Here is a 21994-nt window from a genome sequence, read left to right on the forward strand (position 1 = left end):
GCTGCGACCGGCGTGCACCGTCCCGGGTCACCCCGGTGGAACACCCGATCCCCGTGCGGCGATCGCACCACGGCCGGGACGGGCGGGGCAAGCGGAGACGGGCCGCGTGTGGGGTTCTCCACCTGCGCGCAACCCGAACGGACGACAACGCGTCTTACCTGCGGGTTCCCCCTGTCGGGTGACGAATCCCCGGCAATGTCTGACTCGTTGCAGAACCGTCGCGGGCGTGAGCTACCCTTCCCGGGCTCCGGCCGCAGGAAGAGGCGCGAAAAGAAGAGACCTCGGTCACTTCGGCCGTCGGGCACAAACGAGGGCCCTGGAACGTTGACCAGCGGCACGGCGGACTCGCGGGGCGACCCGGGGGTCCGGATAACGACTACACAAGCTGATCGCAGGGGTGAGGGACACATGGCTACCGACTACGACGCTCCGCGCCGCAGCGAAGCCGACGAGCTGGCCGAAGACTCGTTGGAGGAGCTCAAGGCCCGGCGCAACGAGAACCAGTCCGGCGTCGTCGACGTCGACGAGGACGCGACCGCCGAGAACTTCGAGCTGCCGGGTGCCGACCTTTCCGGGCTTTCCGGTGAGGACATGACCGTGAAGGTGGTGCCGAAGCAGGCGGACGAGTTCACCTGCTCCGTGTGCTTCCTGGTGCACCACCGCAGCCGGCTGGCCGAGGAAAGCGGTGGACGCCTGATCTGCCGCGACTGCGCCTGACGAACGCGGGATCTCGGACAGGGTTCAGGGGACGAACAGACGCGGCTGAGAGCCTCGAGGGCACCAAGGGGGAGGCTCGAAGCGCGCTGGGGACAAGGGGGCCGGCCGGCAGGCCGGCCCCCTTCCCATGTCCTGAGGAGGGTCGAGCGGAGGTCAGGCGCTCTTCAGCAGCTCGGCGACGCGCTCGGGGTGCCGGGTGCTGAACAGCCAGTACGGCGTCGGGTCTTCGGGGTCGGTCAAGCGGACCCGCACGACCGGGCCGACCCAGCCGCGGTGCACCACGTAAGCCGCGGGGTCGCCGTCGCGCCCGAGCGCCTTGCGCTTGGCTTCCTTGTCGAAGACCTCCACCTCGCCGGCGTAGCGCAGCGGCAGGTGGGCGTCGCCGACCCACAGCTCCGGCTCGTCACCGCCGGTGATCCGGACCTTCGACCGGCCCAGTGACACCAGCAGCGCCACGACGACCGGCAACGCGATCACGTACGGCAGCCACGCCCGGATCCCCGGGTAACCCATGTCGATCTCGGCCGCCAGCAGGATCGCGCCGAGCACCGGCAGCGGCCAGCCCCACCACGGGACGTAGAGCCGCTCGGAGTGCCGGACCGCGGCGCTAGCGGCCGTCTTCGCTGATTCACCCACGGGTAGAGAGTAATCTCGCCGCCCGTGTCCAGCGTTCAGGTACTCCTCTCCCGGCTCGACCCGGATGTCCCGCTGCCCGCCTACGCCCGACCGGGCGACGCGGGCGCCGATCTCGTCACCACCTCGGATATCGTGCTCGAACCCGGCGAACGCGGGGTGGTCGGTACCGGTGTCGCGATCGCGCTCCCGCCCGGGTACGCGGGGTTCGTCCACCCGCGGTCGGGCCTGGCCGCCCGGGTCGGCCTCTCGGTGGTGAACACCCCCGGCACGATCGACGCGGGCTACCGCGGGGAGATCAAGGTCTGCCTGATCAACCACGACCCGGTGCACCCGGTGAAGCTCACGCGCGGCGACCGCATCGCCCAGCTGGTCGTGCAGCGGGTCGAGCACGCCGAGTTCGTCGAGGTCGCCGAGCTCGACACCACCGAACGGGGTGCCGGCGGCTACGGATCCACCGGCGGACACGCCACACTGGGAGCACCGGCGCTCGCGACGAGCACCGGCGCGGGGGAAGGAACGGAGAAGTAGTGGGGATTTTCGGACGCAAGCGGCGGACCGAGGGCGGTTCCGCGGGCAGGCACGCCGCGCCCGATGCCGACGACACGATCGGGGACGAAGCCTACGACGACGAGGACTCGGAGCTTTCGGACGTTTCCGACGGCCCGTTCGACGTCGCGGACTTCGACGACGACGGCGTCCCGCGGATCGACCTCGGATCGGTGAAGGTGCCGGTGCCGGACGGCTCCCAGGTCCAGGTCGAGATGGACCCGGAGACCGGGGGCGTGCGCGCCGTGCACGTCGTCACCGAGCAGGGCCAGATCACGGTCAGCGCGTACGCCGCGCCGCGCTCGGGCGGGCTGTGGCGCGAGGTGAGCACCGAGCTCGCCGAGCAGCTGCGGGCCGACGGCGCGAAGGTCAACATCGGCCGCGGCAAGTGGGGCCTGGAGATCTCGGCCATCGTCGGCGACGTCGCGCTGCGGTTCGTCGGCGTCGACCGGCCCCGCTGGATGCTGCGCGGCGTGATCGCCGGCCCGCAGTCGGAGGCCGCGGGGGCCGTCGAGGTGCTGCGCGAGATCGTCCGGCGCACGATCGTCGACCGCGGCGACGCCCCGATGCCGGTCCGCACCCCGCTGACCATCACGCTGCCCGAGGCGGTCGCCGAGCACATCGCGGCCCAGCAGCAACAGGGCTGACCTGGACGTTCGTGCAGGCCACCGTGGTTCCCCCACGGTGGCCTGCACGGCTTCCGGCCCACGGAACCCGGGCCGCGGCGGTCCGAGCCGTCCGGCAGACCGCGGCCGAGCCTTACGCGGGGCGTCGCCGAACTGCGAGCGGCAGCGGTCCGGGCCCGCCTGGCAGACCGCGGCTGACCTCGACGTTCGTGCAGGCCACCGTGAGGAACTCGTGCTTCCCCACGGTGGCCTTCACGGCGTTCGGAGGGCCCGCAGGAAGGCCAGGACGGTCGCCCGGCCCAGGGACTCGCGGTCGGCGCCGAGTGCCGTGAGCGTCGTCTCGCCGAGCGCCGCGCGGGGGAGTGCGCTCGCCCACTCCGACGCGACTTTCGTCGGGTGGATCGGGTCGTCGGTGCACGTGCCGACCCCGGCCGGGACGGCCAGCCGCGAGAGCTCGGCCAGGGTCGGCGAAGGACGGCCGGCCGCCACGCGCAGGCCGGCCGCGAGCCCGTCGCCGTGGCGGCGCCACGCCCGGTCCAGTTCGGCCCGCAGCCAGTCCGGGCTGCCCGCGGTCTGCGCGAGGGCGACGTCGACGCCGGAACCGGCCACCAGGTCCGCCGACAGCGTCGCGGCCAGCGACGCGGGTGCTGGGCCCGGGACGCCGTTCCAGGCCGGGAGGGCGGCCAGCAGGCCCCCGCAACGGCCCGGGTTGCGCACGGCCCACTCCGCGGCCAGGTGCGCGCCGAACGAAATGCCGCCTACGAGCAGTTCGCCGTGTTCGTCCGCGAGCGCGTCGAGGGCCGCCAGGTAGCCGTCGGCCAGCGCCGCACCCCGCGGTGGCGGTGGCGCGACGAGCGGGACACCGAGGGCGCGCAGGGGCCCTCCGAAGACGGCCCGGACGAACACCTCGTCCGAGCCGGTGCCGGGCAGCAGCACCGCGGCGGGAACTCTGATCGCGGACGTCACGTTGCGATCTTTGCGCAAAGGCGTTTCCCTGGCGGGGACCGCAGTACGCTGGAATCGCACGGGCCGCAAGCAATTTTGTCGGGGGCCCCGGAGCACAGGAGCACCTATGTCCGCCAAAGACGGCGGCTACTTCAGCCGGCTGGTACGCAAGCTGACCAGCGACGTCGAGGATCTCGACGCAGACGAGATGTCGATGAGGTCGGGCGCCGAAGGGGCGCAGCGGGCCTGTGACTGCCGGTCCGGTGAAGAGGTCACCGTGATGGGGAGACTCCGCAGCGTGGAGCTCTGCCCGACGAACGAGGCCGCCACCCTGGAGGCCGAGCTGTTCGACGGGACACAGGGCGTGACGCTAATCTGGCTCGGCCGCCGCCGGATCCCGGGCATCGAGCCTGGCCGGACGATCAAGGTGCGCGGCCGGATGGCCGAGCGTGACGGCCAGAAGGTGCTGTACAACCCCTATTACGAGCTCCAGAGCCCAGTGAGTTGATCACCCATCGTGACTGAACCCGCCCCGAGCGAGAAGAAGACCGACGACGGCGACGAGCCGCAGCCCACCCTGCTCGAGCAGATGGGCGGCGTGTCCGGCCTGGTCTACTCGTCGCTGCCGGTGATCGTCTTCGTGCTGGCGAACTCGTTCTTCGGCCTGACCGCGGCCATCTGGACCTCGATCGGCAGCGCGGTGGCCATCACCGTGCTGCGGCTGGTCCGCAAGGAACCGCTGCAGCCGGCGATCTCAGGGTTCTTCGGCGTGGCGATCGCGGCGTTCATCGCCTACCGCACGGGGTCCGCGAAGGGCTTCTTCCTGTTCGGGATCTACGCGAGCCTGATCTACTGCGGCGTCTTCGTGGTGTCGGTGCTGGTCCGCTGGCCGATCGCGGGCGTCGTCTGGAACATGCTGAACGGCACCGGCCAGGCGTGGCGCAAGGACAAGCCGTCCCGCTACGGCTACGACGTCGCGACGCTGGCGATGGCCGCGATCTTCGCGGCGCGGTTCGTGGTGCAGCGCTGGCTGTACCAGGAGGACTACACCGGCTGGCTGGCCTTCGCGAAGATCGCGATGGGGTACCCGCTGTACGCGCTGGGCCTGCTGGTCGTCGTGTGGGCGGTGCGCCGGTCGGACAAGCGCCTGAAGGCGATGGCGGAGACCGAGCCGGCGCCGGAGACCGACGCCGAGGTCGAAGCCCGGCTGCGCGAGAAGTACGCGGCCCCCGAAGCCTGATCGAGCTGCGAAGAAGGCCCCCGGCGTGCTCGCCGGGGGCCTTCTTCGCGTCTTCAGTAGCCCAGTGCCGTCCGGATCTCCGGCTCGACGTCGGCCGTCGCGACGAACAGCAGCTCGTCGCCCGGCTCCAGCGGGTCCTCCGGCTGCGGCACGATCACCCGGTCGCCGCGCAGGATCGTCACCAGCGCCGCGTCCCGGGGCAGCGCCAGCTCGCTCACCGGCTTCCCGGCCAGCGGTGTCTCGGCCGGCAGGGTCAGCTCGACGAGGTTCGCGTTGCTCTGGCGGAACGTCATCAGCCGCACCAGGTCGCCGACGCTGACCGCCTCCTCGACCATCGCCGCGAGCATCCGCGGGGTCGAGACCGCCACGTCGACGCCCCAGGCGTCGGTGAACAGCCACTCGTTGGCCGGGTTGTTCACCCGGGCCACCACGCGCCGGACCGCGAACTCCGTCTTCGCCAGCAGCGAGACCACCAGGTTGGCCTTGTCGTCGCCGGTCGCGGCGATGACCACGTCGCACTGCTCGATCCCGGACTCCTCCAGGATCGACACCTCGCACGCGTCGCCGAGCACCCAGTCGGCCTGCTCGACCGCGTGCGGCTCGAACTGGTCGGCCTCGCGCTCGATGAGCATCACCTGGTGCCTGCCGTCGATCAGCTCGGCGGCGATGGAGCGGCCGACCGCGCCCGCGCCCGCAATCGCGACCCTCATGCCTCGTCCTCCGGTTCGCGCTGGGCCACACTGGTCACGTCGCTGACGGTGCCGGAGCGCGCGGCCACCCACACGACGTCGTCCGCCTGCACGACGGTCTTGTGGTCCGGCAGCACGGCGGTGCCGAACCGCATGATGAACGCCACGCGCGCGTCCGTCGCCTCCTGCAGGGCCCGGACGGAGTGCCCGACCCAGCCCTCGTGCAGCGGCAGCTGCAGCAGCGCCACGTTGCCCGACGGGTCCCGCCACGCCGACGCCACGCCGTCCGGCAGCAGCGACCGCAGGAACCGGTCGGTGGTCCAGGGCACGGTCGCGACCGTCGGGATCCCCAGCCGCTCGTAGACGGCCGCGCGCTTGTGGTCGTAGATCCGCGCGACGACGTGCTCGATGCCGAAGTTCTCGCGCGCGACCCGCGCCGAAATGATGTTCGAGTTGTCGCCGCTGGACACCGCGGCGAACGCGCCGGCCCGCTCGATGCCCGCTTCGACCAGCACCCTGCGGTCGAAGCCGACGCCGACGACCTGCTGGCCGTGGAAGTCACTGCCGAGCCTGCGGAACGCCTGCTGGTTCTTGTCGATGACGGCCACCTCGTGGCCGAGCCGCTCCAGCGCAGCGGCCAGGGACGCGCCTACCCGGCCGCATCCCATGATCACCACGTGCACGCCCTGCCTCCTCTTCGGCGGGTTCACCCGTCCGTACCTACCCCGACATACCAGCGCCGAACCTACCGTGCACCCCTGCGGCTACGCTTCCGTGGTGTCGAAGTTCCCGACCGTGCTGAAACGCCTGGTCCTCGGACGTCCGTTCCGCAGTGACAGGCTCGCTCACACGCTCCTCCCGAAGCGCATCGCGCTGCCGATCTTCGCGTCCGACGCGCTCTCGAGCGTGGCGTACGCGCCGGAAGAGATCTTCCTGACGCTGAGCGTCGCGGGCCTCTCCGCGTACGCGCTGGCGCCGTGGATCGGCATCATGGTCGCCCTGGTCATGCTGGTCGTCGTCGCGTCCTACCGGCAGAACGTGCACGCCTACCCGAGCGGCGGCGGCGACTACGAGGTCGCCAACACCAACCTCGGCGGCAAGTTCGGCCTCACCGTGGCCAGCGCGCTGCTCGTCGACTACGTGCTGACGGTCGCGGTGTCCACTTCGTCCGGTGTGGCCAACATCGGCTCGGCGGTCCCGTGGGTGGCCCAGCACAAGGTCCTCGCGTCGATCGTCATCGTCGTCGTGCTGACGTCGCTGAACCTGCGCGGCATCCGGGAGTCGGGGAAGGCCTTCGCGATCCCGACATACGGTTTCATCCTGGGCATCCTGGTCATGGTCGTGTGGGGCCTGGTGCAGGCGGCCACCGGCACCGAGATGAAGGCCGAGAGCGCCGGGTTCACGCTCAACGCCGAAGGCACTTTCGCCGGCGTCGCTTACGCCTTCCTGGTGCTGCGGGCGTTTTCCTCCGGCGCGGCGGCGCTGACCGGGGTCGAGGCGATCAGCAACGGCGTCCCGGCGTTCCAGAAGCCCAAGTCGAAGAACGCAGCCACCACGCTGCTGATGATGGGCCTGCTCGCGGTCACCATGCTGGTCGGCATCATCACGCTCGCGACGATCACCGACGTCAAGTTCGCCGAGGACCCGGCCGAGCAGCTCGCCGGCGCACCCGCGGGCTACGAGCAGAAGACGATCGTCGCGCAGATCGCGCACGCGGTGTTCGCCGACTTCCCGCCGGCGTTCTACTACATCTCCTTCTCCACCGGCATCATCCTGCTGCTGGCCGCGAACACCGCGTTCAACGGCTTCCCGGTGCTGGGCTCGATCCTGGCGCAGGACCGTTACCTCCCGCGGCAGCTGCACACCCGCGGCGACCGGCTGGCGTTCTCCAACGGCATCCTGTTCCTCGCGGCGTTCGCGCTCGTGCTGATCATCGCGTTCGACGCCGAGGTCACCCGGCTCATCCAGCTCTACATCGTGGGCGTGTTCGTGTCCTTCACGGTGAGCCAGGCCGGCATGATCCGGCACTGGAACCGGTTGCTGGCCAAGGAAACCGACCCCGCGAAGCGGCGGCGGATGCGGCGCTCGCAGACGGTCAACGCGGTCGGTCTCACCTGCACCGGCGTCGTGCTGGTGATCGTCCTGATCACGAAGTTCCTGCTCGGCGCGTGGATCGCGATCGCGGCGATGGTGGCGATCTTCGTGCTGATGACGGCGATCCGGAAGCACTACGACCGCGTCGCCGACGAGCTGAAGGACCTCGGCGACACCCCGACCGTGCTGCCGTCGCGCAACCACGCGATCGTCCTGGTGTCCAAACTGCACCGCCCGACGCTGCGCGCGCTGGCCTACGCCAAGGCGATGCGCCCGGACGTCCTCGAAGCCGTGACGGTCAACGTGGACGATGCCGACACGCGCCGGCTCACCGCCGAGTGGGACGCGCACAACTTCAAGGTGCCGCTGAAGGTCGTCGAATCGCCCTACCGCGAGATCACGAAGCCGGTGCTCGACTACGTGAAGCGCGTGCGCGGCGACAACCCGCGCAACGTGGTCACCGTGTTCATCCCGGAGTACGTGGTCGGGCACTGGTGGGAGCAGGTGCTGCACAACCAGAGCGCGCTGCGGCTCAAGGGCCGGTTGCTGTTCCAGTCCGGCGTGATCGTGGCGAGCGTGCCGTGGCAGCTGGAGTCCTCGGCCAAGGCGGCCGCGCGCGTCCGGAACGAACGGCCCGCGGCCGGTGACGTCCGGCGCGGGTTCTCGCCCAACGGCAAGCGGGCCGCCGCACCGAAGCCGAAGGAGCCGGCCGAATGACGAGCTGGCTGGGTCGCGTCCTCGAGGTCGAGGTCGGGCCGGTCGCGCACGGCGGCCACTGCGTGGCGCGTGCCGAGGGCCGCGTCGTGTTCGTCCGGCACGCGCTGCCGGGGGAGCGGGTCCGCGTCGAGGTCACCGAGGACAACGGCGGTTCGTTCTGCCGCGGCGACGCGGTGGAGGTGCTGACGGCGGCCGAGGCGCGGGTCGAGCCGCCCTGCCCGCTCGCGGTGCCCGGCGGTTGCGGCGGGTGCGACTGGCAGCACGCGGCGCCGTCGTACCAGCTCGAGCTGAAGGCCGCCGTGGTGGCCGAGCAGCTGCAGCGGCTGGCGGGCATCGAGCGCGAGGTCGTCGTGGAGGCGCTGGAGGGCGGGTCGCTGGACTGGCGCAGCCGCGTCCGGCTGGTCGCCGGCCGGGACGGGCGCGCGGGCCTGCGCGCCCACCACAGCCACCGCGTGGTGCCGCTGGAGAAGTGCCCCATCGCGGTGCCGGGCGCGCTGGACGACGTCCTCGCCCGCCGCTGGCGCCCGGGCGCCGAGCTGGAGGTGACCAGCGACGGCGACGGCACCCGGCACGTGCGCGAGCTGTCGACGGTCCGCGGCAAGGTCCGCGCCCGCCAGCTGTCCGGCGGCGTGGCGGTCCAGCACGCGGCGGGCCGCGACTGGCAGCTCGACGCCCACGGCTTCTGGCAGGTCCACCCGGCGGCGGCCCCCACGCTCGCGGCGGTCGTCGCGGAGTGGGCGGAGGCACCGGCGGGCGGCTCGGCTTGGGACCTCTACGCCGGGGTCGGCCTGTTCGCGTCGGTGCTGGCTTCGCAGGTCGGCACGTCGGGGCGGGTGCTGGCGATCGAGTCGGGCCGCCGTGCGGTCACCGACGGCGAGCGGAACCTGGCGGACCTCCCGCAGGTCTCGTGGCAGGCGGGGCGCGTGGAGCACGTGCTGGAGTCGGCGGCCAAGCCGGTCGACGTCGTGGTGCTGGACCCGCCGCGCAAGGGCGCGGGCAAGGCGGTCGTGGAGTCGATCGTGGCGGGCGCGCCGGACCGGATCGTGTACGTGGCCTGCGACCCGGCGGCGCTGGCCCGCGATCTGGCCACGTTCGCCTCGCACGGGTACTCGCTGACGGATCTGCGGGCGTTCGACGCGTTCCCGATGACGCACCACGTGGAGTGCGTGGCGCTGCTGTCCTGAGCGCGGTCCGGCCGCAGGTCAGCTGGCCCGTCGCACCGCGAACGCCGCCGCCAGGCCCGCGGCCGTCATCGCCACCCCCGACGCCAGCAGCACCCACGCCCCGGCTCCCGGTGCCACCCGTGCCGCCGGCTGGAAGTGCGTCACCCCCGGCAGGGTCACCACCAGGTGCCGCAGGATCACGCCCGTCACCACCAGGCCCGGCAGGCACGCCATCGCCAGCGGCTCGTCCTCGCGCCGGGCGAAGGTCAAATACGTGAGCGTCCCCGCCAGCAGGACCGCCGCCGCGCACACCAGCCGCAGGCCGACCGCCAGTTCCGGGTCCGGGGTGCCCGGTGGCAGCGCCGCCGGGACCGCCGCCGTGCGCAGGGTCAAGCCCGCGATCACCCCCAGGCCGGCGATCGCCACCAGCACCGCTCGCGGCACGCGCCACTGCGTCACACCCGCAGCATAAAACGCTGGGCCGTTCGAATGATCCCGATCGGGCGACTCAGCCCGCGAACCAGTGCTGCGGGCCCGGGCGCAGGTTCTGGTAGACGTGCTTGACCTCGGTGTACTCCGCCAGCCCCGTCGGGCCCAGCTCGCGGCCGAAGCCGGACTGCTTGTAGCCGCCCCACTCGGCCTGGGGGAGGTACGGGTGGAAGTCGTTGATCCACACCGTCCCGTGGCGCAGCCGGCCGGCCACCCGCTGCGCGCGCGAAGCGTCCTGCGTGAACACCGCGCCCGCCAGGCCGTAGTGCGTGTCGTTGGCGATGCGGACGGCGTCGTCCTCGTCGGTGAACGTCTCGACCGTCAGCACCGGCCCGAACGACTCCTCCACGACCGCCGACGAGCCCTGGCGCACCTCGTCCAGGATGGTCGGCAGGTAGTAGAAGCCCTCGGCCAGCGCCGGGTCGTCGGGACAGCGGCCGCCCGTGCGCAGCACCGCGCCCTCCGCCAGCGCCGCCGCCACGTACGCCTCCACCTTGGACCGGTGCGCCGCCGAGATCAGCGGGCCCGTCTCCGCGTGGGAGTCGAACGGGCCGCCCAGGCGGATGCGCTCGGCGCGGCGGACCAGCTCGGCCACGAAGTCGTCGTGCCACTCGCGCTGCACGATCAGCCGCGTGCCCGCCGAGCAGACCTGGCCCGAGTGCAGGAACACCGCCGTCAGCGCGTAGTCGACCGCCGTCTCGAAATCGGCGTCGGCGAAGACCACGTTCGGGTTCTTGCCGCCCAGCTCGAGGGCCACTTTCTTGACCGTGGCCGCGGCCGACGCGGCGATCACCTTGCCGGTGGCCAGGCCGCCGGTGAACGACACCAGGTCGACGTCCGGGTGGGCCGCCAGCGGCGCGCCCACCTCGGCCCCGGCACCGAGCACCAGGTTGCCCACGCCCGGCGGCAGGCCCGCCTCGGTGAGCAGCTTCAGGAACAGGATCGCCGTGTGCGGCGTCAGCTCGCTGGGCTTGAGCACGAACGTGTTGCCCGCCGCCAGCGCCGGTGCGATCTTCCACACCGTCTGCAACAGCGGGTAGTTCCACGGCGTGATCAGCCCGCACACGCCGACCGGCTCGTGCACGATCCGGCTGATCGCGTCCGGGTTGCCGGTGTCGACGACGCGCCCGGCGTCCTGCGCCGCGAGCTTGCCGAAGTAGCGCAGGCAGGCCGCGATGTCGGCCATGTCGTAGCGGCTCTCGACCAGGCGCTTGCCGGTGTCGAGCGACTCCGCGCGGGCGAACGCCTCCGCGTCGCGATCCAGCAGGTCGGCGGTGCGCAGCAGCAGGTCACCGCGCAGGTGCGCGGGTGTGCCGGGCCACGGGCCGGCGTCGAACGCCCGCCGCGCCGCCGCGATGGCCGCCTCGGTGTCCTTGGCGGTGCCCTCCGCGACCGACGCGACCAGGGAACCGTCCGCCGGGCAGCGGATCTCCCGGCGGCCGCCGCCCACCGCGTCCACCCAGTCGCCGCCGATGAAGAAGTCCGCCATGGACACCATTCTCGTGGCCACGCCGCGTGACCGCCACAGCACGGCCGGGAGACGAGGTTCACCCCGCGTGCTGACACGCGATCGCTCTCCGCCTGTGATGCCGGACGCGGCGGGCGGAACCACCCTGGCGGGTCTCCGTAGACTGGCCGGAACGTGGGGTGCCCGAAGACGAGCGAGGTGGAGACGAGTGACGATGCTGGAGTCCCTCAGCGGACCGGCGGACCTCAAGCGCATGAGTGTCGAGGACCTCGGCGAACTGGCTGCCGAGATCCGGGACTTCCTCGTCGACAAGGTCCGCCGCGCGGGCGGGCACCTGGGCCCGAACCTCGGCGTCGTCGAGCTCACGCTGGCGTTGCACCGCGTGTTCGACTCGCCGCGTGACGCGATCGTGTGGGACGTCGGTCACCAGGCCTACGTGCACAAGATCGTCACCGGCCGGGCCGGCGGGTTCGACCTGCTGCGGCAGACCGGCGGTGTCACCGGTTACCCGTCGCGCGCGGAGAGTGACCACGACTGGGTCGAGAGCAGTCACGCGTCGTCCGGGCTGTCCTATGTGGACGGGCTGGCGAAGGCGTTCGAGCTGGACGGCGGGGGGCGGCACGCGATCGCCGTCGTCGGGGACGGCGCGCTGACCGGGGGGATGTGCTGGGAAGCGCTCAACAACATCGCTGCCCACCGGGACCGGCCGGTCGTCATCGTCATCAACGACAACGGGCGGTCGTACTCGCCGACCATCGGCGGGCTGGCCGATCACCTCGCCGCGTTGCGCTTGCAGCCCGGTTACGAGCGGCTCCTCGACGGTGGGCGGGAGATCCTCAAGCACACTCCGGTCGTCGGCAAACCGATTTACGCCGCTCTGCACGCTGCGAAGGCCGGGTTGAAGGATGCGCTCAGCCCGCAGGCGATGTTCTCCGATCTGGGGTTGAAGTACCTCGGGCCCGTTGACGGGCACGATCAGGTGGCGCTGGAGAAGGCGTTCCTGAGCGCCAAGGCGTTCGGTGGCGCCGTGATCGTGCACGTGGTGACCGAAAAGGGACATGGGTACGCGCCCGCGGTCAACAACGAGCACGACCAGATGCACCAGACCGATCCGATCGATCCGGAGACCGGGCTGCCGCCGGTCAAGGGGCCCAGCTGGACCGGGGTGTTCGGTGAGGAGCTCGCGAAGATCGGGGCCGAGCGCGAGGACGTCGTCGCGATCACCGCGGCCATGTTGCGGTCGACCGGGCTGGACAAGTTCGCCGAGTCGTTCCCGGATCGGTGGTACGACGTCGGGATCGCCGAGCAGCACGCGGTTACTTCTGCTGCTGGGCTCGCCATGGGTGGGATGCACCCGGTCGTCGCGATCTACTCGACGTTCCTCAACCGGGCTTTCGACCAGGTGCTGATGGATGTGGCGCTGCATCGGCTGCCGGTGACGTTGGTGCTCGACCGGGCCGGGATCACCGGGCCGGACGGGCCCAGTCACCACGGGATGTGGGACCTGTCTCTGCTCGGGATGGTTCCCGGGATGCGGGTTGCTGCTCCTCGTGACCCGGCGACGCTGCGGGAAGAGCTGAACGAAGCTGTCGATGTGGCTGATGGGCCGACGGCTTTGCGGTTCTCGAAGGGCAAGGTCGGGACTGACGTCGCTGCTGTCGAGCGGATCGGCACGGTTGATGTGCTGCGGCGGCCGACGGAAGGTGCGGACGTTCTGCTGGTGACGGTGGGTGCGTTCGCGACGCTTGGTCTGGCGGCTGCGGATCGGCTGGCGGATCAGGGCATCGGGGTGACTGTGGTGGATCCGCGGTGGGTGTTGCCCGTTCCGGCTGAGCTCGTTGCTCTAGCTTCGCAGCACAAGCTTGTTGTGACTGTCGAGGACAGTGGGCGGCATGGGGGCTTTGGCTCGGCGCTGGCTGCGATGTTCCGGGACGCGGAGTGTGACGTGCCGTTGCGGGATCTTGCTGTGCCGCAGTCGTTCCATGATCTGGGGAGCCGGGATGAGGTGCTGGCTCGTATCGGGCTGACTGCTCAGGATGTTGCTCGGCGGGTTACCGAGTGGGCTTCTCGTCTGAGTACGGAGGAACCGGCGCGTAAGGATGCCAACCGTAGCTGAAAAGCTGTCCTCGCCGGACGGGCAGGCTCTGGGATGACCCCTCGGTTCGCTGGGTGGTCATCCCGTCGCCTGGATTGAGGCGGCCTCAGGCGACGGGATGACCGCCCAGCTTGAGCGGGGCTGGGGGCGGGGTGCGGAACGTCGCGATGACTTCTGCGGGCTCCGGGAACAGCTTTACCAGTACTGGGTACGTTATCGCCGCTGTCAGCAGTGTTGCCGGCAGGCTGATGTCCACTCCTCCTGCGATGTCCTTCAGAGGGCCCGTGATCATCGGGGTGTTCGCGCACAGCAGGCCCAAGGTTGTTGCCGGGATCCAGGCTGCCATTGCGCGCCAGTTCACCCCGCTCGCGAACCAGTAGCGGCCGCCTCGGCGGCCTTCGTTGAACACCTGGAGGTCTTCCACGTCGTAGAAGCCCCGGCGTTGGACGAAGCCGATCATCATGATCACCATCCAGGGGGAGGTGCACAGGACGATCAGCGTCGCGAACGCGTTGATGCTCGACACCATGTCCAGGGCGAAGTTGCCGATGAAGATGAATGCCACGCTCAGGGTGCCGATCAGCAGCGTTGCCTGGACTCGGGAGAGTCTGGGGAAGATCGAGCTGAAGTCCAGGCCCGTTCCGTAGAGGGACGTCGTTCCCGTGGACAGGCCGCCGATCAGCGCCACCACGATCAGCGGGATTGCGTACCAGAGCGGGGAAATCGCGGTCAGGCCGGTGATGTAGTCGGCCGGGTTCGCCACCAGTGTTGCCGTTGCGATGCCGAAGCCGAACGGGAGCAGCGTTGCCACCTGGGCCAGGAATGGTGCGGTCAAGAGAGAGCGCTTGCTGTACCTGGCCGGGATGTAGCGGGCCCAGTCGCCCAGGAACGCGCCGAAACTGATCGGGTTCGCCAGTGCGGTCAGGGCCGCGAGGGTGAACGTCGGCCAGAACGTGCCCAGTGCGTACGTTCCCGTTCCGCCGTAGCCCGGGTCGAACGAGCCGCCGTACGCCACTACGCCCAGGAGCATGATCAGGGTGCCCAGTACCACCGCGATTCGGTTGACCAAGAGCATGAAGCGGTAGCCGTAGATGCACACCACCAGCGTGGCGATCGCGATCACGCCGTACGCGATGCCGCGCAGTGCCGCGCCGCCGTCGAAGCCGAACAGTCTTTGTGCCGCGCCGGCCACCGCGTCGCCGCTCACCCAGACCGAGATCGCGAAGAACGTTATCGCCGTCAGCAGCGACAAGAACGAGCCGACGCAGCGGCCGACCACCCCGAAGTGCGCGCCCGACGAGACCGCGTTGTTCGTGCGTGTCCGCGGGCCGAACAGCGCCATGGGGGCCAGGACCAGGCCGCCGACGACGACGCCCAGCGCTGTCGCCAGGGCCGCGTCGCGGAAGCTCAGGCCGTACGCGATCGGCAACGTGCCCAGGATGATCGTGGCGAAGGTGTTCGCGCCGCCGAAGGCCATGCGGAACAGGTCGCGGGGGCGGGACGTCTGCTCTTCCGGCGGGATCGGGGCGATGCCGTGCTGCTCGACCTCCGTGATCTTGTCGCTCATGCGAACCTCGTCATCACGTGCTTGACGCGGGTGTACTCGGTGAAGGCGTACCCCGAGAGGTCCTTGCCGTGGCCCGAGTGGCCGAAGCCGCCGTGGGGCATCTCGGCCACCAGGGGGCCGTGGGTGTTGACCCAGACGCAGCCGAAGTCCAGCTCCGCCGAGACCCGCGCCGCGACGCCGAGGTCCTTCGTCCAGACCGACGACGCCAGGCCGTACGGGACGCCGTTGGCCAGCGCGACACCGTCGGCTTCGTCCGAAAAGGACTGGACGGTGATGACCGGGCCGAAGATCTCCTCCTGGACGATCTCGTCGTCCTGGTGCAGGCCGGAGACCACCGTGGGGGAGAAGTAGAAGCCTGTCGCGCCGGATCGTGTGCCGCCGGTCTCGATGCGGGCGTGGGAAGGCAGGCGCGAGATGAGGCCCTCGACGCGCGAGAACTGCGCCGCGCTGTTGAGCGGCCCGTAGTCGACGCCCGGAGTCTGCGACGCGGCGACCTTGGCCAGCGCGGCGACGAAGTCGTCGTGGATCGACTCGTGGACGAGGACCCGGCTGCCCGCCGTGCAGTCCTGGCCCGCGTTGTAGAACGCCGCGCCCACGATGCCCTCGGCCGTCGCGGCGAGGTCGACGTCCGGGAAGACCAGCAGGGGCGCGTTGCCGCCCAGTTCCAGGTGCGTGCGCTTGAGGTCGGCCGCCGCCACGGTGGCCACGTCGATGCCCGCTCGGGTCGAGCCGGTGATCGAGACCAGGGCGGTGATCGGATGGCGGACCAAAGCCCGGCCCGTGTCGCGGTCGCCGGTCAGCACGGTGAAAGCCCCGGCAGGCAGGAACTCCGCCGCGACGCCGGCCAGCAGCACGGCCGTCGACGGCGTCGTCTCGGCCGGCTTGAGCACCACCGTGTTGCCCGCGGCCAGTGCCGGGGCGATCTTCCAGACCGCCATCATCAGGGGGTAGTTCCACGGGGCGATCTGGGCGCAGACGCCGATCGGCTCGCGGCGGATCACCGAGGTGTGGCCCGGCGTGTACTCGCCGGCCGCGGTGCCCTCGAGGTGGCGGGCGGCGCCGGCGAAGAAGCGCAGGGCGCTCACGCACTCCGGGATCTCCTCGTCGAGCACCACGGAGCGGATCTTGCCCGTCTCGCGGACCTCCAGGTCGGCGAACTCCCCGGCTCGGGCTTCCAGGGCGTCGGAGATCTTCAGCAGTGCCAGCTGCCGCTGGGCCGGGGTGCTGCGGCGCCAGATCGCAAACGCTTGCGCCGCCGATTCGAGCGCCGCGTCCACATCGGACTGCGAGGCCACCGGGCTGGTGCCGAACACCTCGCCGGTCGCCGGGTCGGTCAGGTCCAGCGTGCGGGTCATGCCTGCTCCAGGTGGGTCGGCGCGAACATCTTCAGCAGCGCGGGGAGGACGACGACGGACGGCCCCGGCGTGCGCAGCGCCTCGGCGAGGTCGGTGCCCACCTTGTCCAAAGAGGACAGCGTCGCGGGTACGCCGAAGGAGGCGGCCAGCGCCACGAAGTCGGGGCGGGACAGCTCGGTCGCCGTGGTGCGGCCGAAGGTGTCCGTGAGGTATTCGCGCAGGATGCCGTAGCCGCCGTCGTCGATCACCAGCCAGGTGACGTCCAGGCCGTGCTGGACCGCGGTGGCCAGCTCCGCGATGCCGTACATCGCGCCGCCGTCGCCGGAGACCGCGAGTGCCGGGCGCCCGGCCGCCGCGCCGCCGAGCGCGCCCGGGAGGCCGTAGCCCAGGCCGCCCGCGCCCTGTGCCGTGTGGATCGGGGCGCCTTCGGGGTTCCACGCCGACCAGGCCCAGTACGCGGCGATCGTCATGTCCCAGAACGTCTGGGTGCCCTCGGGGACCGCCGCGCGGATGTCGTCGATCAGCTTGCGTTCGACCCCCAGGTCCTGACCGGCCAACCGGGACTCGACCCGCGAGAGCAAGCCCGAAACCGCGGCCTCGGCCCGGCCGTCCGAGCGCCGCACCGGCACCCACTCCAGGAGCGCCTGCACCGCCGGTCGCACGTCGGCGTGGATGCCCAGGGCGGGGTAGTTGGACTCCAGTTTCCCCAGGTCGGCCTCGACCTGGATCACGCGGCCGCGGGGGGCGAACTCGCGGTAGTTGCTGGACAGCTCGCCCAGGCCGGAGCCGAGCACCAGCAGTACGTCGGCGTCGGCCAGGAACTCCGTGGTGTGCCAGTCCTCCAGCCAGGAGCGGCCGGACAGCTCGTGGTCCCAGGCGAAGACGCCCTTGCCGCCGAACGTCGAGATCACCGGTGCGCGCAACGCTTCCGCCAGCGCCGTCAGCTCCGCGTGCGCGCCGGATCGCAGGGCACCCCCACCGGCGAGGATCACGGGGTTCGACGCCGCCGCCAGCAGTTCGGCCGCAGCGGTGACCAGCTCCGGCAAGGGTTCCAGGGGAGGGGGAGTCGCCGACACCGACGTGATCGGCGGGATTCCCGCCGGGCCGAGCAGGACGTCCTGGGGGATCTCGACCCACACCGGGCCGTACGGCGCGGTCGCCGCCGACGTCCACGCCTCCCGCAGCGCCGACGGGATCTGGCTCGCGTGGCGCACGACGTGCACCGACTTCACGACGCCCGAGAAGCTCGCCTGCTGGTCGGGCAGTTCGTGCAGGTAGCCGTGGCGGCCGCCGCCGAGGCCGGCGGCCGGGATCTGGCTGGAGATTCCCAGCACCGGTACCGAAGCCGCGCGGGATTCCTGCAGGGACGCCAACGTCAGCAGCGCGCCCGGGCCGGTCGAGACGATCAGGGGTGTCACCGGGACCGGGCCGTCGGGGTCGGCGGCCAGGCGGGCGCGGGCGTGGCCGTCGGCGGCGAACGCGAGGTTGTTCTCGACGCGCCCGCTGATCACCCGCAGGTCGTCCGCGCGCCGCAGGGCCTCGAACAGGCCCAGTGCGTGCTGGCCGGGCAGGCCGAACACCGTGTCGGCGCCCAGGGCCCGCAGGGTTTCGACGACGACGTCCCCGCCGATGCGCGTCATTCGCCCTTCCCCAGGCTCAGCAGGCTCACCAGGTCGTAGGCGACGTGGGAAGCCGCGATGGCGGTGATCTCGGCGTGGTCGTAGGCCGGGGCCAGCTCGACGACGTCCGCGCCGATCAGGTTGAGGTCGCGCAGGCCGCGCAGGATCTCCAGGAGCTCGCGGCTGGTCATGCCGCCCGCCTCGGGGGTGCCGGTGCCGGGCGCGTGGGCCGGGTCGAGGACGTCGATGTCGACCGAGATGTACAGCGGCCGGTCGCCGATGCGCTGGCGCAGGGCGTCGACGGTCTCGGCGACACCACGCCGGAGGACGTCGCCCGAAGTCACGATGCCGAAGCCGAGGCGGCGGTCCTCTTCGAGGTCGCGCTTGCCGTACAGCGGGCCGCGGGTGCCGACGTGCGACAGCGCGCTCGTGTCGAGGATGCCTTCCTCCGACGCCCGCCGGAACGGGGTGCCGTGGGTGTACGGCTCGCCGAAGTAGGTGTCCCAGGTGTCGAGGTGCGCGTCGAAGTGCAGCAGCGCCACGGGTCCGTGCCGCTTCGCCGCGGCCCGCAGCAGCGGCAGGGCGATCGTGTGGTCGCCGCCGACCGTGACCAGGCGCGTCCCGTTCGCCTGCAGCGCTTCGGCTTCCTGCTGCAGCGTCTCGATCGCTTCGCCGATGTTGAACGGGTTGACCGCGATGTCCCCGGCGTCGACGACCTGCTTCGCTTCGAACGGCGAGACGTCCAGCTCCGGGTGGTAGGGCCGCAGCAGCCGGCTCGCCTCGCGGACGGCGGCCGGGCCGAACCGGGCGCCGGGCCGGTAGGACACGCCGGAGTCGAAGGGCACCCCGATGACGGCGACGTCGGCGTGGTCGACCTGGTCGATGCGCGGCAGCCGCGCGAAGGTCGCGAAGCCGGCGAACCGGGGGACGCGCGACGAGTCGAGGGGTCCGATGTTAGGCACTGCTGGGCTCCTGTTCCCGGGTCGGGGTGGGCGTTTCTTCGCCGTTGAGTCGGCGGGTCCAGACGGAAAGGATCGAGTCGGCCGTGCGGGGCGTGGCGAAGCTGACGGCGAGGTACACCACCAGGCTCGCGCCGAGGCCCCAGTAGATCGGGGTGTTGGCGTCGACGCCGTCGATGATCATGAACGTGACGACCGAGATCGTGCCGGCCACCATCGACGCGTACGCGCCCTGGCGGGTGCCGCGCTTCCAGAACAGCGCGCCGACGATCGCCACCAGCAGGCCGCCGACCAGGATGTCGTAGGCGATGGTGAGCGCGTTGACGACGTCGTCGACGACCATCGCGATGCCGATCGCGAGCAGGCCGAGCACGAGCGTGGCGAGCCGGTTGCGGCTGACCTCGCCGCCCTTCTTCAGCCCGAACTTGGTCAGCAGGTCCGACGTCGTGGTGGTGGAGCAGGCGATCAGCGCGCCGCTCGCCGTCGACATCATCGCCGAGAGCGCGGCGGCCAGCACCAGGCCGCGGACGCCGGTCGGGAGCAGGCGCTCGACGATCGTCGCGAAGGCGTCCTGCGCGCTGGCGAGGTCCGGGTACAGCGCGTGCGCCGCGGTGCCGATCAGGGCGCCGGCCAGGCCGTAGACCAGGCAGTAGACGCCGGAGGTGATGCCGCCGGACGTCGCGATCCCCGGCGTGCGGGCGGTGAACACGCGCTGCCAGATGTCCTGGCCGATGAGCAGGCCGAAGGTGTAGATGACGAAGTAGGTGATGATCGTGTCGGTGCCGATCGAGCTGAAGCTGAAGAAGCTCGCGTCGAGCTTCTCGCTCATCCCGCTGAAGCCGCCGGCCGAGCTGATCGCGACCGGCAGCAGGATCGCCAGGATGCCGATGGTCTTGATGACGAACTGGGCGATGTCGGTGAGCGTGATCGACCACATGCCGCCGAGCACCGAGTAGAGGACGACGATCGAGCCGCCGACCGCGATGCCCGCCCAGTTCGGCAGGTCGAAGAGCACCTTGAAGATGGTCGCGAAGGCCAGTGTCGAGGTGACCGTCAGCATCAGCGTGTAGCCCCACATCACGACGCCGGACACCGCGCTGGTGCGGCCGCCGTAGCGCAGGTCGAGCATCTCGCCGACGGTGTAGACCTTGAGCTTCACCAGCCGGCGCGCGAACAGCGTGTGCAGCACGAGGATGCCGACGCCGATGCTGACGACCAGCCACATGCCGGAGATGCCGTAGGTGTAGCCGAGCTTCACGCCGCCGACGGTGGACGCGCCGCCGAGCACGACGGCCGACATCGTGCCGGAGTACATGAACCAGCCCAGCCGCCGCCCGGCGACCAGGTAGTCGGACTTCGTCTTCGCGAGTTTGAGGCCGTACCAGCCGACCCCCAGCATGCCCGCGATGTACAACGCGATCACCGCGTAGTCGCCGGTCACGGTGGCCTCCTTACCTTCGTGGCGGTGGTGTTCGGGTCACCGTAGGTTCGCCCGCCACCCCTCCGGCATGAGATGATTCATCTCCATGTCGACCTCCATAGGGACGAAATGACCTCGATCACGGATTCGGTGCCCACCGAAGTGAATGTCCCGTTACGGGACGTGGTCGGCAACCGGGAGCTCGCGCTCCACGTCGTCCCCGAGACCCTGCGGCCGGGTGCGCTGGACGCGCCGGTGCGCTGGGCCCACGTCAGCGAGCTGCAGGACCCCGCGCCCTACCTGGTCGGCGGCGAGCTGATCCTCACCGCCGGGGTGAACCTGCCGGACCGGGTCGACCGGTACGTGCGCGGCCTGCGCGACGCCGGCGTGACGGCCCTGGGGTTCGGGCTCACCCCGACGGTCTTCGAGACGCTGCCGGAGCCGCTGCGCCGGGCCTGCGCGCGGTACGGGCTGCCGCTGCTGGTGGTGCCTGCCCGGACGCCGTTCCTGGCGATCAACCGGGCGGTGTCGGTCGCGCTCACCGAGGCCGGGCAACGCGAACAGCGGCGGATCACGGCGGCCCGGGAGACGCTGACCCGCGCGGCGGGCGGCGGGCTGGGCGAGCTGACGTCGTCGCTGGCCGAACAGCTGCGGTCGTGGGTCGCGCTGGTCGGCGCCGGCGACGTCCTGGCCTCGGCGCACGACGCGCCCACGCCGTTGCCGCTCCAGGTGCGGGAGCTGGTGGCGACCGTGCGGGCGGGCAGCGGGATCCGCAGCGCGACCACCGAGGCCGGCGGCGGGTTCGTGGTGGTCCAGCCGGTGTACCCGCAGGCGACGGCGTCGCACCTGGTGGTGGTCGGCAGGCCCGCGCGCTTCGACGGCGCCGAGCGGGCGATCCTCGCGGTCGGCGCGGCCCTGCTCGGCCTGGTCGGGCGCGCCGGCTCGGACGCGGCCGAACTGGGCGCGGCGGCGACCGGCCTGCTGCTCGGCCGCACGTCGCCCGGCGGGGTGGCCCGTGCGCTGCTCGGCTCGGACGTCGTCCGGCTGGTCGCCGGGGCCGCGTACCGGCGGGGGCCCGGCGAGGTGGCCCAGCGGCCGGACTGGCTGCGCGCCCGGCTCGACACCCCGCTCGTTTCGGTGCGCCCCGGCCGGTTCGTGGCGATCGTGGGGTCCGCGCCGCCGCTCGCGGTGCTCGAAGACTTGCGCGCCCACGGCTGGCTGGCGGCGGCGGGCGCCCCGGCACCGGCGGGCCGGCTGTCCGAGAGTGAGGTCGACTCGCTGCTCGCGCGGGCCCGGGCGCTGGGGCGCCCGGTCGTGGCGGGGGACTCGCCGCTCGACCTCGACGCGCTGGTGGACCCGGGCGCTTCGCGGGGCTTCGCCGAGCGGGCGCTGGAACCGCTGGTGGCCCTCGACCGGGCGGGGGACCGGTCGCTGGTGCCGACGCTGCGGACGTGGCTCGCCCACCACGGCGGCTGGGAGCCGACGGCGGCCGAGCTGGGCGTGCACCGCAACAGCGTCCGGCACCGGATCGCGCAGGTGGAGCGGGCGCTGGACGTGGATTTGGCGGACCCCGAGGTCCGGATGCGGCTGTGGTTCGCGCTGCGGTGGCTCTCACCGGTCACACACAGTCCTTAAAGGGCACTCTCAGG

At 71.4% G+C, this 21994-nt stretch carries 20 protein-coding genes; 9 read left to right on the plus strand and 11 right to left on the minus strand.

Going from position 1 to position 21994, the window contains the following annotated elements:
* Positions 1–408: 408 nt before the first annotated feature.
* Positions 409–717, plus strand: a complete 309-nt coding sequence (locus AB0B33_RS05360; protein ID WP_086676737.1) for a DUF4193 domain-containing protein — start codon at positions 409–411, stop codon at positions 715–717.
* Positions 718–870: 153 nt separating this feature from the next.
* On the opposite strand, the gene AB0B33_RS05365 is transcribed toward AB0B33_RS05360, so the two are convergent.
* The gene (locus AB0B33_RS05365) at positions 871–1353 is read right to left on the minus strand and encodes a DUF3093 domain-containing protein (RefSeq protein ID WP_360767142.1); all 483 of its coding nucleotides are present in this window, start codon (positions 1351–1353) and stop codon (positions 871–873) included.
* 24 nt (positions 1354–1377) lie between these two features.
* On the opposite strand from AB0B33_RS05365, the gene dut reads away from it, so the two are divergent.
* The gene (gene dut / locus AB0B33_RS05370; RefSeq protein WP_247011815.1) at positions 1378–1881 is read left to right on the plus strand and encodes a dUTP diphosphatase; all 504 of its coding nucleotides are present in this window, start codon (positions 1378–1380) and stop codon (positions 1879–1881) included.
* Positions 1881–2546, plus strand: a complete 666-nt coding sequence (locus AB0B33_RS05375; protein WP_247011814.1) for a DUF3710 domain-containing protein — start codon at positions 1881–1883, stop codon at positions 2544–2546. The genes dut and AB0B33_RS05375 overlap by 1 nt, the downstream gene beginning before the upstream one ends.
* Positions 2547–2777: 231 nt before the next feature.
* On the opposite strand, the gene AB0B33_RS05380 is transcribed toward AB0B33_RS05375, so the two are convergent.
* Positions 2778–3461, minus strand: a complete 684-nt coding sequence (locus tag AB0B33_RS05380; protein ID WP_360767460.1) for an alpha/beta hydrolase — start codon at positions 3459–3461, stop codon at positions 2778–2780.
* Between the two features lie 136 nt (positions 3462–3597).
* On the opposite strand from AB0B33_RS05380, the gene AB0B33_RS05385 reads away from it, so the two are divergent.
* On the plus strand, positions 3598–3978 hold the full coding sequence (locus tag AB0B33_RS05385; protein WP_003074944.1) for an OB-fold nucleic acid binding domain-containing protein: 381 nt from the start codon (positions 3598–3600) through the stop codon (positions 3976–3978).
* Positions 3979–3987: 9 nt separating this feature from the next.
* Complete coding sequence (locus tag AB0B33_RS05390; protein ID WP_247011813.1) at positions 3988–4710, plus strand: DUF3159 domain-containing protein; 723 nt, start codon at positions 3988–3990, stop codon at positions 4708–4710.
* 53 nt (positions 4711–4763) lie between these two features.
* On the opposite strand, the gene AB0B33_RS05395 is transcribed toward AB0B33_RS05390, so the two are convergent.
* Positions 4764–5420 carry a TrkA family potassium uptake protein gene (locus AB0B33_RS05395; RefSeq protein ID WP_247011811.1) on the minus strand — a complete coding sequence of 219 codons (657 nt, stop codon included), beginning with the start codon at positions 5418–5420 and terminating at the stop codon, positions 4764–4766.
* Positions 5417–6109 (minus strand): TrkA family potassium uptake protein, encoded by a 693-nt coding sequence (locus AB0B33_RS05400; protein ID WP_281506175.1) that lies wholly within the window; start codon positions 6107–6109, stop codon positions 5417–5419. The genes AB0B33_RS05395 and AB0B33_RS05400 overlap by 4 nt, the downstream gene beginning before the upstream one ends.
* A gap of 67 nt (positions 6110–6176) precedes the next feature.
* Between AB0B33_RS05400 and AB0B33_RS05405 the strand changes: the two genes are divergently transcribed.
* Together AB0B33_RS05405 and AB0B33_RS05410 are read left to right on the plus strand one after the other, a co-directional pair.
* Positions 6177–8210, plus strand: coding sequence for an APC family permease (locus AB0B33_RS05405; protein WP_247011809.1), 2034 nt, complete (start codon positions 6177–6179; stop codon positions 8208–8210).
* Entirely contained in the window at positions 8207–9394 is a 1188-nt protein-coding gene (locus tag AB0B33_RS05410; RefSeq protein WP_360767147.1) for a TRAM domain-containing protein, read from the plus strand. Before AB0B33_RS05405 ends, AB0B33_RS05410 begins: the two co-directional genes overlap by 4 nt.
* Positions 9395–9412: 18 nt before the next feature.
* On the opposite strand, the gene AB0B33_RS05415 is transcribed toward AB0B33_RS05410, so the two are convergent.
* The gene (locus AB0B33_RS05415) at positions 9413–9832 is read right to left on the minus strand and encodes a hypothetical protein (protein ID WP_360767150.1); all 420 of its coding nucleotides are present in this window, start codon (positions 9830–9832) and stop codon (positions 9413–9415) included.
* A 49-nt stretch (positions 9833–9881) separates the two neighbouring features.
* Positions 9882–11351, minus strand: coding sequence for an aldehyde dehydrogenase family protein (locus tag AB0B33_RS05420; protein ID WP_360767153.1), 1470 nt, complete (start codon positions 11349–11351; stop codon positions 9882–9884).
* Positions 11352–11538: 187 nt separating this feature from the next.
* On the opposite strand from AB0B33_RS05420, the gene dxs reads away from it, so the two are divergent.
* Entirely contained in the window at positions 11539–13446 is a 1908-nt protein-coding gene (dxs, locus tag AB0B33_RS05425; protein ID WP_247011805.1) for a 1-deoxy-D-xylulose-5-phosphate synthase, read from the plus strand.
* An 85-nt stretch (positions 13447–13531) separates the two neighbouring features.
* Here dxs and AB0B33_RS05430 read toward each other — a convergent pair whose 3' ends face one another.
* From AB0B33_RS05430 to AB0B33_RS05450, 5 genes are read right to left on the minus strand one after another with little or no spacing between them, the layout of a single operon-like run.
* Positions 13532–14992: a cytosine permease gene (locus AB0B33_RS05430; RefSeq protein ID WP_360767157.1), complete on the minus strand. Its 1461-nt coding sequence runs from the start codon at positions 14990–14992 to the stop codon at positions 13532–13534.
* Entirely contained in the window at positions 14989–16347 is a 1359-nt protein-coding gene (locus AB0B33_RS05435) for an aminobutyraldehyde dehydrogenase (protein ID WP_360767160.1), read from the minus strand. The genes AB0B33_RS05430 and AB0B33_RS05435 overlap by 4 nt, the downstream gene beginning before the upstream one ends.
* Positions 16344–17987: a thiamine pyrophosphate-binding protein gene (locus AB0B33_RS05440; protein WP_360767163.1), complete on the minus strand. Its 1644-nt coding sequence runs from the start codon at positions 17985–17987 to the stop codon at positions 16344–16346. Before AB0B33_RS05440 ends, AB0B33_RS05435 begins: the two co-directional genes overlap by 4 nt.
* Positions 17984–18928 carry an agmatinase gene (gene speB / locus AB0B33_RS05445; protein WP_360767166.1) on the minus strand — a complete coding sequence of 315 codons (945 nt, stop codon included), beginning with the start codon at positions 18926–18928 and terminating at the stop codon, positions 17984–17986. The genes AB0B33_RS05440 and speB overlap by 4 nt, the downstream gene beginning before the upstream one ends.
* The gene (locus AB0B33_RS05450; RefSeq protein ID WP_360767169.1) at positions 18921–20366 is read right to left on the minus strand and encodes a sodium:solute symporter; all 1446 of its coding nucleotides are present in this window, start codon (positions 20364–20366) and stop codon (positions 18921–18923) included. Before AB0B33_RS05450 ends, speB begins: the two co-directional genes overlap by 8 nt.
* 108 nt (positions 20367–20474) lie before the next feature.
* On the opposite strand from AB0B33_RS05450, the gene AB0B33_RS05455 reads away from it, so the two are divergent.
* Positions 20475–21980, plus strand: a complete 1506-nt coding sequence (locus AB0B33_RS05455; RefSeq protein WP_360767171.1) for a PucR family transcriptional regulator — start codon at positions 20475–20477, stop codon at positions 21978–21980.
* Positions 21981–21994: the final 14 nt, after the last annotated feature.

The organism is Amycolatopsis sp. NPDC049159, from assembly GCF_040648295.1.
In the GTDB taxonomy this organism is placed as follows: domain Bacteria; phylum Actinomycetota; class Actinomycetes; order Mycobacteriales; family Pseudonocardiaceae; genus Amycolatopsis; species Amycolatopsis pretoriensis_A.